The sequence below is a fragment of the Streptomyces sp. NPDC052023 genome, from assembly GCF_044548465.1.
Classification (GTDB): Bacteria; Actinomycetota; Actinomycetes; order Streptomycetales; family Streptomycetaceae; genus Streptomyces.
The window spans coordinates 731,539-746,325 of record NZ_JBIUBW010000002.1 but is presented as its reverse complement, the minus strand read 5'-3'; the positions used below and the strand labels follow the sequence as shown (position 1 = coordinate 746,325).

13 protein-coding genes are annotated in these 14,787 nt (G+C 71.4%); 3 read left to right on the top strand and 10 right to left on the bottom strand.

Annotated elements, in window-relative coordinates:
* Positions 1 to 611 precede the first annotated feature (611 nt).
* On the top strand, positions 612 to 1,688 hold the full coding sequence (gene trpS / locus ACIHCM_RS07505; protein WP_399890520.1) for a tryptophan--tRNA ligase: 1,077 nt from the start codon (positions 612 to 614) through the stop codon (positions 1,686 to 1,688).
* A gap of 92 nt (positions 1,689 to 1,780) precedes the next feature.
* On the opposite strand, the gene proC is transcribed toward trpS, so the two are convergent.
* From proC to ACIHCM_RS07475, 6 genes are all read right to left on the bottom strand, one after another.
* Positions 1,781 to 2,590: a pyrroline-5-carboxylate reductase gene (gene proC, locus ACIHCM_RS07500; RefSeq protein ID WP_399890517.1), complete on the bottom strand. Its 810-nt coding sequence runs from the start codon at positions 2,588 to 2,590 to the stop codon at positions 1,781 to 1,783.
* A gap of 104 nt (positions 2,591 to 2,694) precedes the next feature.
* Positions 2,695 to 3,471: an ABC transporter permease gene (locus ACIHCM_RS07495; RefSeq protein WP_399890514.1), complete on the bottom strand. Its 777-nt coding sequence runs from the start codon at positions 3,469 to 3,471 to the stop codon at positions 2,695 to 2,697.
* Positions 3,468 to 4,289 carry an ABC transporter ATP-binding protein gene (locus ACIHCM_RS07490; RefSeq protein WP_399890512.1) on the bottom strand — a complete coding sequence of 274 codons (822 nt, stop codon included), beginning with the start codon at positions 4,287 to 4,289 and terminating at the stop codon, positions 3,468 to 3,470. Before ACIHCM_RS07490 ends, ACIHCM_RS07495 begins: the two co-directional genes overlap by 4 nt.
* 294 nt (positions 4,290 to 4,583) lie before the next feature.
* Positions 4,584 to 5,366, bottom strand: coding sequence for a class I SAM-dependent methyltransferase (locus tag ACIHCM_RS07485; RefSeq protein WP_399890510.1), 783 nt, complete (start codon positions 5,364 to 5,366; stop codon positions 4,584 to 4,586).
* A gap of 109 nt (positions 5,367 to 5,475) precedes the next feature.
* Complete coding sequence (locus ACIHCM_RS07480) at positions 5,476 to 5,979, bottom strand: EamA/RhaT family transporter (protein WP_399890508.1); 504 nt, start codon at positions 5,977 to 5,979, stop codon at positions 5,476 to 5,478.
* Between the two features lie 68 nt (positions 5,980 to 6,047).
* Positions 6,048 to 6,398: an SH3 domain-containing protein gene (locus ACIHCM_RS07475; RefSeq protein WP_399890505.1), complete on the bottom strand. Its 351-nt coding sequence runs from the start codon at positions 6,396 to 6,398 to the stop codon at positions 6,048 to 6,050.
* A 145-nt stretch (positions 6,399 to 6,543) separates the two neighbouring features.
* Here ACIHCM_RS07475 and ACIHCM_RS07470 point away from each other — a divergent pair, with 145 nt between their 5' ends.
* Positions 6,544 to 8,742, top strand: a complete 2,199-nt coding sequence (locus ACIHCM_RS07470) for a serine/threonine-protein kinase (RefSeq protein ID WP_399890502.1) — start codon at positions 6,544 to 6,546, stop codon at positions 8,740 to 8,742.
* Positions 8,743 to 8,907: 165 nt separating this feature from the next.
* Here ACIHCM_RS07470 and ilvD read toward each other — a convergent pair whose 3' ends face one another.
* The 4 genes from ilvD to ACIHCM_RS07450 form a co-directional block, all read right to left on the bottom strand.
* Positions 8,908 to 10,761, bottom strand: coding sequence for a dihydroxy-acid dehydratase (ilvD, locus tag ACIHCM_RS07465; RefSeq protein WP_399890499.1), 1,854 nt, complete (start codon positions 10,759 to 10,761; stop codon positions 8,908 to 8,910).
* Positions 10,762 to 10,968: 207 nt separating this feature from the next.
* Positions 10,969 to 11,574, bottom strand: a complete 606-nt coding sequence (locus tag ACIHCM_RS07460) for a TetR family transcriptional regulator (RefSeq protein WP_399890496.1) — start codon at positions 11,572 to 11,574, stop codon at positions 10,969 to 10,971.
* Positions 11,571 to 12,395 (bottom strand): sugar phosphate isomerase/epimerase family protein, encoded by an 825-nt coding sequence (locus ACIHCM_RS07455; protein ID WP_399890493.1) that lies wholly within the window; start codon positions 12,393 to 12,395, stop codon positions 11,571 to 11,573. Before ACIHCM_RS07455 ends, ACIHCM_RS07460 begins: the two co-directional genes overlap by 4 nt.
* A gap of 490 nt (positions 12,396 to 12,885) precedes the next feature.
* Positions 12,886 to 13,818 carry a Ppx/GppA family phosphatase gene (locus ACIHCM_RS07450; RefSeq protein WP_399890490.1) on the bottom strand — a complete coding sequence of 311 codons (933 nt, stop codon included), beginning with the start codon at positions 13,816 to 13,818 and terminating at the stop codon, positions 12,886 to 12,888.
* A gap of 83 nt (positions 13,819 to 13,901) precedes the next feature.
* Between ACIHCM_RS07450 and ACIHCM_RS07445 the strand changes: the two genes are divergently transcribed.
* Entirely contained in the window at positions 13,902 to 14,780 is an 879-nt protein-coding gene (locus tag ACIHCM_RS07445) for a hypothetical protein (protein WP_399890488.1), read from the top strand.
* Positions 14,781 to 14,787: the final 7 nt, after the last annotated feature.

Below are 14,787 nucleotides of genomic sequence, written 5' to 3'. Positions count from 1 at the left end.
TGGCACGCTGTTGAGTTCTCAAGGAACGGACGCTTCCTTTGTACTCACCCGAGATTCTCTCTCGCGGCTTTCCTCCGGGCGCTTCCCTTCGGTCTCGCGTTTCCGACTCTATCAGATCTTTTCTCGACCTGATCCCCAGTCAGCGGGGTTTGTCTTCCCGGCCCTTGGGCCGTTCCGACGAGTGAGACTTTAGCGGATTCCGTGCTCCCGAGCTAATCGGGGGCTGCGTCCTTTCGAACGCGGATTCCTCATTCCGTAAATATGCATACCAGTGACACGACAGCAGATCGACGGATCGACTGCTCGTCGGGAGTGGTTGATACTCGCGGAATCGCTGCCCGGGGACCGACCGAGGTCGGCGCTCACGTCGGACAACTCGGAGAACACTACGTACCGGCTCGGGGCGTGTCAACTCGGGTGCTCGGCCCCACCCCGCAGGCGTACTCTGAGGACATGACTACGCGTACGTGCACCAAGTTCTGGTGGGCCGCCTGACGGCGGCCGTGCGCACGTATGCACTCAACGGCCGCCGCTTCGGCGGCCGTTCGTGTTTCTCCCTCCGAGGGGGCCGGCCGTCCGGGGTGCGGCGGTCTCGACCAGGAGGTGGAGAGATGACGCGGGTCTTCAGCGGGATCAAGCCGACCGGGCATCTGACGCTGGGCAACTACCTCGGCGCCATGCGGCGGTGGGCAGAGGTGGACCAGCACCGGGCGGACGCCTTGTTCTGCATCGTCGATCTGCATGCGCTGACCGTGGAGCACGATCCGGCGCGGGTGCGCAGGCTGACTCGGCAGGCGGCGACGTTGTTGCTTGCGTCGGGGCTGGATCCGGAGCGGTGCACCGTCTTCGTCCAGAGCCATGTCGACGAGCACGCGCGGCTGTCGTACCTGCTGGAGTGCGTCGCGACCGACGGTGAGATGCGGCGGATGATCCAGTACAAGGAGAAGATGGCACGGGAACGGACGCGGGGTGGGAGCGTCCGGCTTTCGCTGCTGACGTATCCCGTGCTGATGGCGGCGGACATCCTGGCGTACGGGACCGACGAGGTGCCTGTAGGGGATGACCAGACGCAGCATGTGGAGCTGACGCGGGATCTGGCGGTGCGGTTCAACCAGCGATACGGACATACGTTCGCGGTGCCGCGAGCCACGCATCCGGTGGTGGCCGCTCGGGTGATGAATTTGCAGGAGCCGGCGTCGAAGATGGGGAAGAGCGACGACACCGGGCCGGGCATCGTCTATCTGCTCGATGAGCCGGACGTGGTGCGCAGCAAGATCATGCGGGCGGTCACCGACAGTGGGCGGGACGTCGTGTACGACCGGGAGGGACGGCCCGGGGTTGCGAACCTGCTGGAGATTCTGGCGGCGTGCACGGGTGGGAACCCATCGGGCCTGAGCGGTGTATATGAGTCGTACGGCGCCTTGAAGAAGGACACCGCAGAGGCCGTGGTCGAGCTCCTCAGGCCCGTACAGCAGAGGCACAAGGCGTTGTGTGCGGATCCCGGCTATGTGGAGGGGGTGCTGCGGGATGGTGCGGAGAGGGCGCGGGCGATGGCCCGGCCGACCGTGGATGCCGCTTATCGCGCGATCGGGTTGCTGCCGGCTTCTTCCGATACGGGGGTCGCGGGTTCCGGTGGTGGGAGCGGCGCCGATACCGGGGTGGGAGCTGTGCTGAACGCGGCCCGGTAGGCCAGGGGGAAGGGGGAGCGGCTTCGCGCGGGTGGTGTACGCGAATGAGGTCGTGGCCGCGGCGAAGTAGCCGCTCCTCCCGGTGGGCGGTGTCAGTTGTTGCCGGAGGCGAGCTCGCGGCTGCGGTCGCGGGCGGCCTCGAGGGCGGCGATGAGCGCGGCTCGCACGCCGTGGTTCTCCAGTTCGCGAATGGCGTTGATGGTGGTGCCGGCGGGGGACGTCACGTTCTCTCGGAGCTTGACCGGGTGTTCGCCGCTGTCGCGGAGCATGGTGGCCGCGCCGATCGCGGACTGGACGATGAGGTCGTGGGCCTTGTCGCGGGGCAGGCCGAGCAGGATGCCGGCATCGGTCATGGCTTCGACCAGGTAGAAGAAGTACGCCGGGCCGGAGCCGGAGAGGGCGGTGCAGGCGTCCTGCTGGGTCTCGGGAACACGGAGCGTCTTGCCGACGGCGCCGAAGATGCCTTCGGCGTGCGCGAGGTGAGCTTCGCCGGCGTGGCTGCCGGCGGAGATGACGGACATGGCCTCGTCGACGAGGGCGGGGGTGTTCGTCATGACGCGGACGACCGGCGTGCCGGCGGCGAGGCGCGCTTCGAGGGATGCGGTCGTGATGCCCGCCATGCCGCTGATGACCAGGCGGTCGGCGGGGACGTGGGGGGCTAGTTCGTCGAGGAGGGTGCCCATGTCCTGGGGTTTGACCGTGAGGATCAGGGTGTCGGCGGTCTTCGCGGCTTCCGCGTTGGTCACCGGGGTGACTCCGTGGCGGGTGCGGAGTTCCTCGGCCCGCTCCGGGCGGCGGGCGGTGACCAGGAGATCGGCGGGGTTCCAGCCGGCGCGGATCATTCCGCTGAGCAGGGCTTCGCCGATCTTGCCGGTGCCGAGGACTGCGACTTTCTGGGTCATGGTGCGGGGCCCTCCGGGGGTTGCGTCGTCCGGGTTCATCCTCGCACCGGGAGTGGGGGGCGGGCTCGCTTGTCCGGTGGGCGGGACATGGCTTGCCCGGTGAGTCAGGTGGTCCGGCGCCGGAGGGTCGCCGCGCCGAGGGTGAGGACCAGGAGGGCGCAGCCCGCGACGATCAGGGCGTCGCGGACGAAGTCGGCCGTCATGTCGGTGTGCTTGAGGACTTCGTTCATGCCGTCGACGGCGTAGGACATGGGGAGGACGTTGGAGATCGCTTCGAGGACGGGGTGCATCTTGTCGCGCGGAGTGAAGAGGCCGCAGAGGAGGAGCTGAGGGAAGATCACTGCCGGCATGAACTGGACCGCCTGGAATTCCGAGGCCGCGAAGGCCGAGACGAACAGGCCGAGGGCTGTGCCGAGGAGCGCGTCGAGCAGGGCCACCAGCAGGAGCAGCCAGGGAGAGCCGGTGACGTCCAGGCCGAGGACCCACAGAGCGAGGCCGGTGGCGAGTGCGGACTGGATGATCGCGAGGGTGCCGAAGGCGAGGGCGTAGCCGGCGATGACGTCGCCCTTGCCGAGGGGCATGGCGAGCAGGCGTTCGAGGGTGCCCGAGGTGCGTTCGCGCAGGGTGGCGATGGACGTCACCAGGAACATCGTGATCAGCGGGAAGATGCCCAGCAGGGACGCGCCGATGTTGTCGAAGGTGCGCGGGCTGCCGTCGAACACGTAGCGCAGCAGGATCAGCATCAGGCACGGGACGAGGATCATCAGCGCGATGGTGCGCGGGTCGTGGCGGAGCTGGCGCAGGACCCGGGCGGCGGTCGCTGCGGTGCGGGAGGCGTTCAGGGCGCCGGTGGGCGCGGTCGTAGTCGCCGTGGTGGTCATCGGGTCTTCTCCTTGTCACGGGCGTTGGCGCTCGCCTCGTCCACGAGGTGCAGGAACGCGGCTTCGACCGTCTCGGCGCCGGTGCGGGCGCGCAGGGCGTCCGGGATGTCGTCGGCGAGGATCTCGCCCTCGCGCATGAGGAGGAGGCGGTGGCAGCGCTCGGCCTCGTCCATGACGTGGGAGGAGATGAGGAGGGTCGCGCCTCGGTCGGCGGCGATGGCGTGGAAGAGGTTCCACAGGTCGCGGCGCAGGACGGGGTCGAGGCCGACGGTGGGCTCGTCGAGAACCAGGACCTCGGGGGTGCCGAGGAGGGCGACGGCCAGGGAGACCCGACTGCGCTGGCCGCCGGAGAGGTTGCCGGCGAGGGCGTCGGCGTGGCTGGTGAGGTCGACGTCGGTGAGGGCCCGGTCGACGTCCTGGCGGCGGTCGGCGGTCGCGCGGCGAGGGTCGAGTATCGCGGCGAAGTAGTCGAGGTTCTGGCGGACGGTGAGGTCGTCGTAGACGGAGGGGGCCTGGGTGACGTAGCCGATGCGGGTGCGCAGGGTGCGGTGGCCGGCCGGGCGGCCCAGGACGTCGAGAGTGCCGGTGACCTTGGCCTGGGTGCCGACGATGGCGCGCATGAGGGTCGACTTGCCGCAGCCCGAGGGGCCCAGGAGGCCGGTGATCTGGCCGCGCGGCACGGTGAAGTCCAGGGCGCGCAGGACTGTGCGGGGGCCGCGCGCGACGGTCAGTCCCTCGGCGCGGATGGCGGGGGGCTGGGTGGCTCCGGGTGCGGGTTGCCCACCCGTGCCGGGTGGCTCGTCGACGTAATTCATCATGCGATGAATAATGCTCACGGGGGTCGATGGCGTCAAGGGGAGGTGCTGGGGAGCGGGGGATGGTGTTGCGTGGGCGGCTTCCGCTCGCTACCGCTTCGGTTGCCGTTCCGTTGACGGCAACGGACTTCGGCGTGCGGGGGCATGTGAGGGGCGCTCCCCCGCGCGCTTGCATGAGCGGGCACGGGAGGGTCGCGGGAGAGCGGCCGGTTCGCGTTGCGACACGTCAGGAGGGGCAGCGGGTCAGGAGGTGCCGGCGGGATCAGGAGGGCGGCGGGTCAGGAGGTGCCGGCGGGATCAGGAGGTGCGGGCGACGAGGAGTTCCGCTTCGTAGACCTCGTCGACGAAGCCGTCCGGGAAGACCTGGAGAAGGTGGCGGCGCTCCTCGGTGAGGAACGCCTCGCTGCGTTCGGTGCCGTTGACCAGGAAGATCGAGTGGCTGCCGAGATTGGCGAGGTGCGTGTCCAGCGGGATGCGGCGGCTCCAGCGGACGACTCGGCGGGCGTAGTCGGGGGTGTGGACGACGGGGTCCGCGCCGGAGGCCGGTCGGCCGGGCTGGACCACGACGGGGTCGCCGTAGTGCAGCTTGATCCGTTCCGCCTGGGCGGCGACCCAGGGGACGCCGGGCGCGTCGCGGTTCCACCACAGGGCCAGTGCGCCGCCCGGCCGAAGGACGCGGAAGGCCTCGGGCAGCGCGAGGTGGGGGTCGGTCCAGTGCCAGGCCTGGGCGTAGGTGACGAAGTCCGCGCAGGCGTCGGCGAGGGGGAGGGCGTTGCCGTCGCCGCGGACGATCGGGATGCCGGGGCGTGTGCTGCGGAAGTGCGCGGACATGCCGTCACCCGGCTCGACGGCCACCACGTCGGCGCCCCGGTCGTGCAGCAGGGCGGTCGCTATACCCGTGCCTGCACCGACGTCCACCACACGAGAGCCGGCGAGCGGGCGCCCCGCCAGGTCCTCGAGCGCGTCGAAGAGGGCGGGTGGGTAGGAGGGGCGGTTCGCCGCGTACTGGGCTGCGGCGGCGTTGAAGGAGTGGGCGCGGGAGGGGGGTGAGGGGGGCGGGGGTGTCGTGGAGGCGGCCATGGGGCCATGGTCCCGGCGGGCGGGGTGGGGCGACAGGGGTCACGCCGGGGGGAGGGAGCGGTGAATCGGGACCTGCCTCGCCCGATCCCGCCGCCTCTCGCCTGTGCCCTCAGTCGCGGCGGCGCCTCTTCGCGGGGTTGCCGGTCCGGCGGGACGTGCGCTTCGCGTGGTGCTGGAGGGCTGTTTCGTACTCCGCACGGTGCAGCTTCTCGCCGGGGGCCTCGGTGAGGGAGCGGACGAAGTAGGCCAGGAGGGAGCCGATGAAACCGATGGTCAGAAGGCCGCGGAGGGTGGACTGGCGGTCGGGGTCGTGGCGCTTGGTGAAGCCTTCCCAGGTGTGCCGGAAGGCGAGTGAGCTGCAGACCGCGAACATGACGACGACCAGGAGCGGAACGAAGCTGCCCGTGTCGGCGAGCTGGATGCCCTCGTAGGCGAAGCGGAGCACCAGGCAGGCGGCCACGGCCGTGGCGAGGGAGCCGACGGAGACGGCGATACGACGGGCGGTGTAGCCGTCGTCGTGGCCGACCCAGGTCGTACCGAAGAAGCGCAGGGGTTCGGGGCGGGGCCCACCGTCCGTGGGCCGGTCGAGGGTTCCGTTCTGGTCGTCGCTCACCCGTCGATTATGGGCCCGGCGGATGACGGGCCCCAGGGTGGCTCTGCTCACGGGGCACTCACGGCAGGTCAGGCGCAGCGGGGTGCGACGTAGCCGTCGGTGCCGGTCCTGACGTAGGCGTCGGAGACGTACTGGGAGTTGGCGATGCAGTCCCAGAGGTTGGAGGTGCCGTAGGGGCCGGTGACGCTGTCACCGGGGCGCTGGCAGTAGATGGGGACGGTGGTGCCCTCGGGGAGGACACGGACGATGCGGTAGTCGGTGCCGGGGCCGCTGCGGACGTTGAGCCGGACGCCGGGGGCGACCGGGTAGGCGCGCACCCGTGCCGTCGCCGCCTCGGCCGAGGACTCCGGTTCCGCGAGTGCCGTCGGCGCCGTCTCCTGCTCGCCCGCACCCGATATCTCGATGTTCTCCGTGGCCATGTCGGCCTCCCCCGTGTGGACGCTTGTGAACGGTTCACGCCAAAATCGCGTGGCGCACCGAGGCTAGCAACCCACGGAGGTTTCGCACGCAGCATCGACTAGGCTCAGCGCGTCGCGCATGCGGACGGACATCCGGGGGTGAGAGATGACGCCGGGCCGCAGCACCGGTACGGATGCGGAAGCGGAATCTCCGCAGTACGCCGGGCAGTATCTGCTGGAGGCGCAGCTGGGGTCCGGCGGCATGGGCGTGGTCCATCTCGCGCGGTCGGCCTCGGGGCTGAAGCTGGCCGTGAAGGTCGTGCACGCGGAGTTCGCGCAGGACCCTGAGTTCAGGGGCCGGTTCCGGCAGGAGGTCGGGGCGGCCCGGCGGGTCAGCGGTGCGTTCACCGCGCCCGTCGTCGATGCCGACCCGGATGCCGGGCGGCCGTGGATGGCGACGCTGTTCATCCCGGGGCCGACCCTCTCCGAGTATGTGAAGCGGAACGGCGCGCTGCCCCTCGCCCGGCTGCGGCAGTTGATGGCGGGACTGGCGGAGGCGCTGCGGGACATTCATCGGGCGGGAGTCGTCCACCGCGACCTCAAGCCCAGCAATGTGCTGCTCGCCGAGGACGGGCCGAAAGTCATCGACTTCGGCATCTCGCGGCCCGCGGACAGCGAACTGCGCACCGAGACCGGCAAGCTGATCGGGACGCCGCCGTTCATGGCTCCGGAGCAGTTCCGCAGGCCGCGGGACGTCGGGCCGGCCGCCGATGTGTTCGCGCTCGGTTCGGTCATCGTGCACGCGGCGACGGGCAGCGGGCCGTTCGACTCCGACAGCCCGTATCTGGTGGCGTATCAGGTCGTCCACGAGGAGGCGGACTTGACGGGCGTGCCGCGGGAACTCGCGCCTCTCGTCGCCCGTTGTCTGGCCAAGGAACCGGAGGACCGCCCCACCCCGGACGAGCTGATGGCGGAGCTGCGCTCGCTGTCGGCGTCGTACGACACCCAGGCCTTCATACCTGAACAGCGCACGCCCGAGCAGTCGTCCGGCCCTGCCGAGGACGAGCTGCCCACCCATCGGCGCCTCGGGCCCGCCGCCCCGGACTCCGCGGTCACCACCCCGGGCTCCGCTGCCTCGGGCACCCGCCCGAGGAAGCCACGGAAGCAGGGGCGGCCCAGGTCCCGGACCGCGTGGCGGCGATGGGCGACGGCCGTCGGTGCCGCAGCCGTCGTGCTCGCGCTCGGGGCCGGGGCCGTCCTGCTCGCGGGGACGGGTGAGACCGAGGCGTCCGCGGGACAGGAGCGGGCCCAGCGGTTCCGCGCCTGGGACGTCGAGCTGAGCGCGCGGGGCGCCGAGGCGAGCGGGATGCCCCGGTGCGCGTACGCGGGCAGGACGTTGTACTGCACGCGTCCCGGTGTCCTGGCCGCCGCCGTCGATCCCCTCGACGGTGACGTGACGTGGGCGCGTCCGGATACGGGCGGGCGTGCCGGTGGGGACGTGCAGCCGCCCGTGCTCGCGGGCGGCTTGCTGCACGTCGTCTCCGAGGGCAGCCGGCGTCTCGTCGCGCTGGACCCGGAGACCGGCAGGACGGTGTGGAGCCAGGACATCGCTCGCTACGACGGCCGCATCGCGCACGTCGGCGGCGCCGTACTGCTCACCGGCCCCGACTCGACGGTCACGGCGCTGGACGCGGCGACCGGTGAGCGGAAGTGGCGGCACCGGGTGGCCGGGCTCGGCCGGCCGGTCTTCCAGTCCTACGGGGAGCGCGTGGCGTACGCCGTGGACGCGGACGGGGCCGGCACGCGGGTGACCGCCGTGGACCCGGAGAACGGCGACGTGCGATGGCAGCGACGGCTGGCGGGGGCACTGAGCCTGGTGGGCGCACGGGAGGGCGTGCTGTGGTTCACGTCGACCTCCGCGTCGTACGCGGACACGGACGCCGTGGTGCGCTACGACGCCACGCGGGACGCCCAGAGCCGGGTCGCCCTGCGCTTTCCCGTGGCGGGAGCGCAGGCGGCGGTGGCGCGGGACACCGTGTATCTGCTGGGGGCCGACGGCTCGCTCACGGCCGTGGACACCGGTGCGTCGGAGCAGCGCTGGCGGCTGGAGACGTCCGTCAGTTTCCCGTCGGCGCCGGTCGTGGCCGGCAAGCGGCTGTACTTCGGCGCCGGGGACGGGCGCGTGATCGCCGTCGACGCGGTCGAGGGGGCGTTGGTGGGGCAGACCGAGGCCCGGCCCGGTGCGGCGCGCGATGCCGTGGTGTCGGCGTTGCCGCTGCCGGTGGCGGCGGACGGGAAGGTGTTCGCGGGGGCGCCGGACGGAGTGCTGTTCGCGGAGGACGGGGGCGCGGCGACGCGGTGGTGAGGCGACGCGGTGGTGAGGCAGGCGCCCGCGGCGGCGTGAGCTCGCAGCGCGCACCCGATACCCACCGGAACGCGGAAGGGGCCGCACCCGTCAGGGGCGTCCCCGGTCACCACGTATCCCGGTCACTCGGCGCGTTCGCACGGGCGCCGAGCGCCGTCCGGGGCCTCAGCCCAGCTTGCTGACATCCCGGACCGCGCCCTTGTCCGCGCTCGTCGCCATCGCGGCGTAGGCACGCAGGGCGGCGGAGACCTTGCGCTCGCGGTTCCTGGGGGCGTACGCGCCGTTCAGCGCCTCGTTGCGACGCGTCAGCTCCGCCTCGTCGACGAGCAGCTCGATCGAGCGGTTGGGGATGTCGATGCGGATGCGGTCGCCGTCCTCGACGAGGGCGATGGTGCCGCCGGAGGCCGCCTCGGGGGACGCGTGGCCGATGGAGAGGCCCGAGGTGCCGCCGGAGAAGCGGCCGTCGGTGATCAGTGCGCAGGTCTTGCCGAGGCCGCGGCCCTTGAGGAAGGACGTCGGGTAGAGCATCTCCTGCATACCGGGGCCGCCCTTGGGACCCTCGTAGCGGATGACGACGACATCGCCGTCGGTCACCTGTTTGTTGAGGATCTTCTCGACGGCCTCCTCCTGCGACTCGCAGACGACCGCCGGGCCCTCGAAGGTCCAGATCGACTCGTCGACGCCGGCCGTCTTCACGACGCAGCCGTCGACGGCCAGGTTGCCCCGCAGCACCGCGAGGCCGCCGTCCTTGGAGTAGGCGTGCTCGGCCGAGCGGATGCAGCCGCCCTCGGCGTCCTCGTCGAGTGCCGCCCAGCGCTCGGACTGGGAGAAGGCCTCGGCGGAGCGGACGCAGCCGGGGGCCGCGTGCCACAGTTCCACCGCCTCGGCGGAAGGGGAGCCGCCGCGGACGTCCCAGGTCTTCAGCCAGTCGGCGAGCGACGGGCTGTGCACGGCGTGCACGTCCTCGTTGAGCAGGCCCGCGCGGTGCAGCTCGCCGAGCAGGGCGGGGATGCCACCGGCCCGGTGCACGTCCTCCATGTAGTACGTGCGGTCCTTGGCGACGTTGGGCGCGACCTTCGCCAGGCACGGCACCCGGCGCGAGACGGCGTCGATCTGCTCCAGTCCGAAGGGCACCTCGGCCTCCTGGGCGGCGGCCAGCAGGTGCAGGATCGTGTTGGTGGAGCCGCCCATCGCGATGTCCAGGGCCATCGCGTTCTCGAAGGCGGCGAAGGTGGCGACGGAACGGGGCAGGACCGTGTCGTCGTCCTGCTCGTAGTAGCGCCGGGTCAGGTCCATCACCGTGCGGGCGGCGTTCACGTAGAGCTGCTTGCGCGCGGTGTGGGTGGCGAGGACCGAGCCGTTGCCGGGGAGGGAGAGGCCGATGGCCTCGGTCAGGCAGTTCATCGAGTTGGCGGTGAACATGCCGGAGCAGGAGCCGCACGTCGGACAGGCGTTCTCCTCGATACGGAGGATGTCCTCGTCCGAGATCTTGTCGTTCACGGCGTCGGAGATCGCGTCGACCAGGTCGAGGGTGCGGACCGTGCCGTCGACCAGCGTGGCGCGGCCCGACTCCATGGGGCCGCCGGAGACGAAGACCGTGGGGATGTTGAGGCGGAGCGCCGCGTTCAGCATGCCCGGGGTGATCTTGTCGCAGTTGGAGATGCAGACCAGGGCGTCGGCGCAGTGCGCCTCGACCATGTACTCCACGCTGTCCGCGATCAGGTCGCGGGAGGGCAGGCTGTACAGCATGCCGCCGTGGCCCATCGCGATGCCGTCGTCGACGGCGATGGTGTTGAACTCGCGCGGGATGCCGCCGGCCTCGACGATCGCCTCGCTGACGATCCGGCCGACCGGCTGGAGGTGGGTGTGCCCCGGCACGAACTCCGTGAAGCTGTTGGCCACCGCGATGATCGGCTTCCGGCCGATGTCCGCACCGGGTACACCGGAGGCGCGCATAAGGGCGCGGGCGCCCGCCATGTTGCGGCCGTGGGTGACTGTGCGGGACCTCAGCTCGGGCATCGTCGCTCGCTCCTTCGGAGAAATCTGACTCCTACGAGCGTACGCCGGAGCTCCAAGGGATGGACATCGTGTCCGGAATGCGGGATGCGTGTCTCAGGGTGGTCCGGTTCTCGCTCGTCAGGGGCGGTCGCCTCGCTGGTCGGGGGCGATCATTCCGCACGTCGGGGGGCGGTCATCCCGCCGTCGGGGGCCCGGTCATCTCGCTCGTCAGGGGCCGGTCAGATGCCCCTGTACGACGGGAGCGATGCGTTCGATGATCACCTCGAGGTCGGCCGAGGCCAGCGGCTCCAGCTTGATGACGTACCGCATGATCGCGACGCCGACCATCTGCGCGGCCGCGAGCTCGGCCCGCAGCTCGGCGTCGGGCATGCCGAGCTGGGAGGCGACCTTGCGCAGCAGTTGCGCGGCGACCAGGCGGCGGAAGACGTCCGCCGCCACCTCGTTGGTCACGGCGGACCGTACGACGGCCAGCAGCGGGGTCCGGGTGACGGGGTTCTCCCAGATTCCGAACAGGAACCGGGCGAACCGCTCACCGACGCCGTCGGCCGGTCCCTCGAAGATCACGTCGGGCGCCTTCAGGGCGGGCGCGAAGACCGCCTCCAGCGCCTCCTGGAAGACCTGCTCCTTCGTGCCGAAGTAGTGATGCACCAGCGCCGGGTCCACGCCCGCCGCCTTGGCGATACCGCGCACGGACGTCTTCTCGTAGCCCCGTTCGGAGAACTCCTCGCGGGCCACGGCGAGGATGCGGTCGCGGGTGTCGCCGGACTCCGTGCGAGGGGGCCTGCCGCGTCTGCGGGCGGTCGCGCCGGTCATCGCCGGGGCACCTTCACGGCGGAGGCCAGGTGGAGCCGGGTGAAGGCCAGCGCCTCGGCGAGGTCGGCCTCGCGCTCAGCGCTGGACATGGCACGGCGGGTGTTGACCTCGATCACGACATGGCCGTCGAAGCCGATCAGGGCGAGGCGTTCCAGCAGTTCCGCGCAGGGCTGGTTGCCACGGCCGGGGACGAGGTGCTCGTCCTTGTTGGAGCCGGCGCCGTCGGCGAGGTGGACGTGGCCGAGGCGGTCGCCCATGCGGTCGACCATCTGCAGGGCGTCGGTGCGTGCGGTGGCGGCGTGGCTGAGATCGATCGTGAAATGCCGGTAGTCGTCCTTGGTGACGTCCCAGTCGGGGGCGTACGCGAGCATCTCGCGGTCGCGGTAGCGCCAGGGGTACATGTTCTCTACGGCGAACCGCACATCCGTTTCGTCCGCCATCCGCCAGATGCCGGAGACGAAGTCACGTGCGTACTGGCGCTGCCAGCGGAACGGCGGGTGGACGACCACGGTGCTCGCGCCGAGCTTCTCCGCGGCTGCCCGGGCTCTCTGGAGCTTGACCCAGGGGTCTGTGGACCACACGCGCTGTGTGATGAGCAGGCAGGGGGCGTGGACGGCGAGGATCGGGATCTGGTGGAAGTCGCTGAGCCTGCGGAGGGCTTCGATGTCCTGGCTGACGGGTTCGTTCCACACCATGACTTCGACGCCGTCGTACCCGAGGCGTGCGGCGATCTCGAAGGCCGTCGCCGTCGACTCCGGATAGACGGAGGCCGTCGAGAGGGCGACCTTCGCATCCGGGACGCGTACGACTGGTTCTGCCACGGAGACAGGGTAACGGCGCGCCCGGAGGGACGGCGTTCGAGCCGGGGTCGGGGCCGGGACGACCGTCGGGATTCGGCCGGGGGCGGGGGCCGGGACGACCGTCGGGATTCGGCCGGGGGCGGGGGCCGGGACGACCGTCGGGATTCGGCCGGGGGGGCGGGCGAGCCTCAGCGGGCCGGGACGGGCCTCGGTGCGAGGCAGGGCGGGGCAGTAGTGGGGCTCAGGGCCTCGGGGGGATCGGGCCGGGGCCCTTGGAGCCGGACCCAGGAAGCCGGACCCAGGAAGCCGGACCCAGAAGCCGGGCCCAGGAAGCCGGGCCCAGGGAGGCGGGCCCACGGGGCCGCGGTGGGGCATCGGAGGGGACGGCCGGCGCTGACGGGGCTTCGCCGTCACGGCCTCGGCCGAGGGCGCCGGGCTGTGACAGACAGCACGCCACAGCGCCGCAGGTCAGATCGGCCCGCCCCTACGGCACCTCCGGCCGGCGTCCGTCTCAGCCCGGTCCCATGTGATCCAGCCGGCGCAGGATGACGCCTTCCCGCAGCGCCCATGGGCAGATCTCCAGCGTCTCGACGCGGAACAGGTCCATCGCCGCCTCCGCCACCAGCGCGCCCGCGAGGAGCTGGCCGGCGCGGGCCTCCGAGACGCCGGGGAGTTCGGCGCGTTCGTCGGTGGTCATGGCGGAGAGGCGGGGCACCCAGGACTCCAGGGTCTGCCGCTTGAGTTCACGCTGGACGTAGAGGCCCTCGGCGGAGCGGGCGGCGCCGCCGATGCGGGCGAGCTGCTTGAAGGTCTTGGACGTCGCGACCACGTGGTCGGGCGTGCCGAAGCGGGTGAACTCGCCCACGGTGCGGGCGATCTCGGCGCGGACGTGGCGGCGCAGGGACCTTATGTCGTCCGTGGAGGGCGGGTCGCCGGGCAGCCAGCCGGAGGTCAGCCGGCCGGCGCCGAGCGGCAGCGACACCGCCGTGTCGGGCTCCTCGTCGATGCCGTACGCGATCTCCAGGGAGCCGCCGCCGATGTCCACGACCAGCAGCCTGCCCGCGGACCAGCCGAACCAGCGGCGGGCGGCGAGGAAGGTGAGCCGGGCCTCCTCGGCGCCGGTGAGGACCTGGAGGGCGACGCCGGTCTCTTCCTGCACGCGCGCGAGTACGTCGTCGGCGTTGGTGGCCTCGCGCACGGCGGAGGTGGCGAACGGCAGGAGTTCTTCGACGCCCTTGTCCTCGGCGGCCTGCAGCGCGTCGTGCAGGACGGCGATCAGCTTGTCGACGCCCTCCGAGTCGATGGCGCCGCCCCCGTCGAGGAGTTGGGCCAGGCGCAGTTCGGCCTTGTGCGAGTGCGCGGGCAGCGGGCGTGCGCCGGGGTGTGCATCCACCACCAGCAGATGCACCGTGTTGCTTCCCACGTCGAGGACACCGAGTCTCATGTACGGCACGCTACTGCCCGCCGCGCCGCGCACCGTCCCCGAGGCGGTCCCGGGCCGGGTCGCGGGCGACTTACCCTGGACAGGTGCCAAAGACGAAAAAGGCGAAGACCGACAAGGCAGACAAGAAGGCCAAATCGGCCAAGGGTTCTTCCCAGGATTCTTCGCAGGCGAAAGCACCGAAGACGCCACAGCAGCCCCTGGCCGGCCCGGCAACCGACGAGAAGGGCCTCGACTTCCCGCGCGCGTGGGTGGAGTTCCCGGATCCGGCGGACGACGAGCAGGTGTTCCGCTGCGATCTGACATGGCTCACCTCACGCTGGAACTGCATCTTCGGCAGCGGCTGCCAGGGCATCCAGGCGGGCCGCGCGGACGACGGCTGCTGCTCGCTGGGCGCCCACTTCTCCGACGAGGAGGACGAGCAGCGGGTCGCCGAGCATGTGGCGAGGCTCACGCCGGATGTCTGGCAGAACCACGCCGAGGGCACCCGGAACGGCTGGGTCTCCGAGGACGACGAAGGCTCCCGGCAGACCCGCCCGTACCAGGGCTCCTGCATCTTCCAGAACCGCCCCGGCTTCGCGGGCGGCGCCGGCTGCTCGCTGCACATCCTCGCCGTGCGGGAGGGCCGCGAGCCGCTGGAGACCAAGCCGGACGTGTGCTGGCAGCTGCCGATCCGGCGGACGTACGACTGGATCGACCGGCCCGACGACACCCGGGTGCTCCAGATCTCCATCGGCGAGTACGACCGCCGGGGCTGGGGGCCGGGCGGCCACGACCTGCACTGGTGGTGCACGTCGGCGACTTCTGCGCACGGCGCGGGCGAGCCGGTGTACGTCTCCTACCGGCCGGAGCTGACCGAGCTGATGGGCAAGGCGGGGTACGACCGCCTGGCCGAGCTCTGTGAGCAGCGCCTGGCGTCGCAGCTGCCCCTGCTGGCGCCGCACCCGGCGGACCCCCAGGGCTGACACGCGG

Excerpts from the sequence above, each read along its gene's own strand:
- trpS (WP_399890520.1), top strand. The coding sequence starts at position 612 with ATGACGCGGGTCTTCAGCGGGATCAAGCCGACCGGGCATCTGACGCTG.
- proC (WP_399890517.1), bottom strand. The coding sequence starts at position 2,590 with ATGACCCAGAAAGTCGCAGTCCTCGGCACCGGCAAGATCGGCGAAGCC.
- ACIHCM_RS07495 (WP_399890514.1), bottom strand. The coding sequence starts at position 3,471 with ATGACCACCACGGCGACTACGACCGCGCCCACCGGCGCCCTGAACGCC.
- ACIHCM_RS07490 (WP_399890512.1), bottom strand. The coding sequence starts at position 4,289 with ATGATGAATTACGTCGACGAGCCACCCGGCACGGGTGGGCAACCCGCA.
- ACIHCM_RS07485 (WP_399890510.1), bottom strand. The coding sequence starts at position 5,366 with ATGGCCGCCTCCACGACACCCCCGCCCCCCTCACCCCCCTCCCGCGCC.
- ACIHCM_RS07475 (WP_399890505.1), bottom strand. The coding sequence starts at position 6,398 with ATGGCCACGGAGAACATCGAGATATCGGGTGCGGGCGAGCAGGAGACG.
- ACIHCM_RS07470 (WP_399890502.1), top strand. The coding sequence starts at position 6,544 with ATGACGCCGGGCCGCAGCACCGGTACGGATGCGGAAGCGGAATCTCCG.
- ilvD (WP_399890499.1), bottom strand. The coding sequence starts at position 10,761 with ATGCCCGAGCTGAGGTCCCGCACAGTCACCCACGGCCGCAACATGGCG.
- ACIHCM_RS07460 (WP_399890496.1), bottom strand. The coding sequence starts at position 11,574 with ATGACCGGCGCGACCGCCCGCAGACGCGGCAGGCCCCCTCGCACGGAG.
- ACIHCM_RS07450 (WP_399890490.1), bottom strand. The coding sequence starts at position 13,818 with ATGAGACTCGGTGTCCTCGACGTGGGAAGCAACACGGTGCATCTGCTG.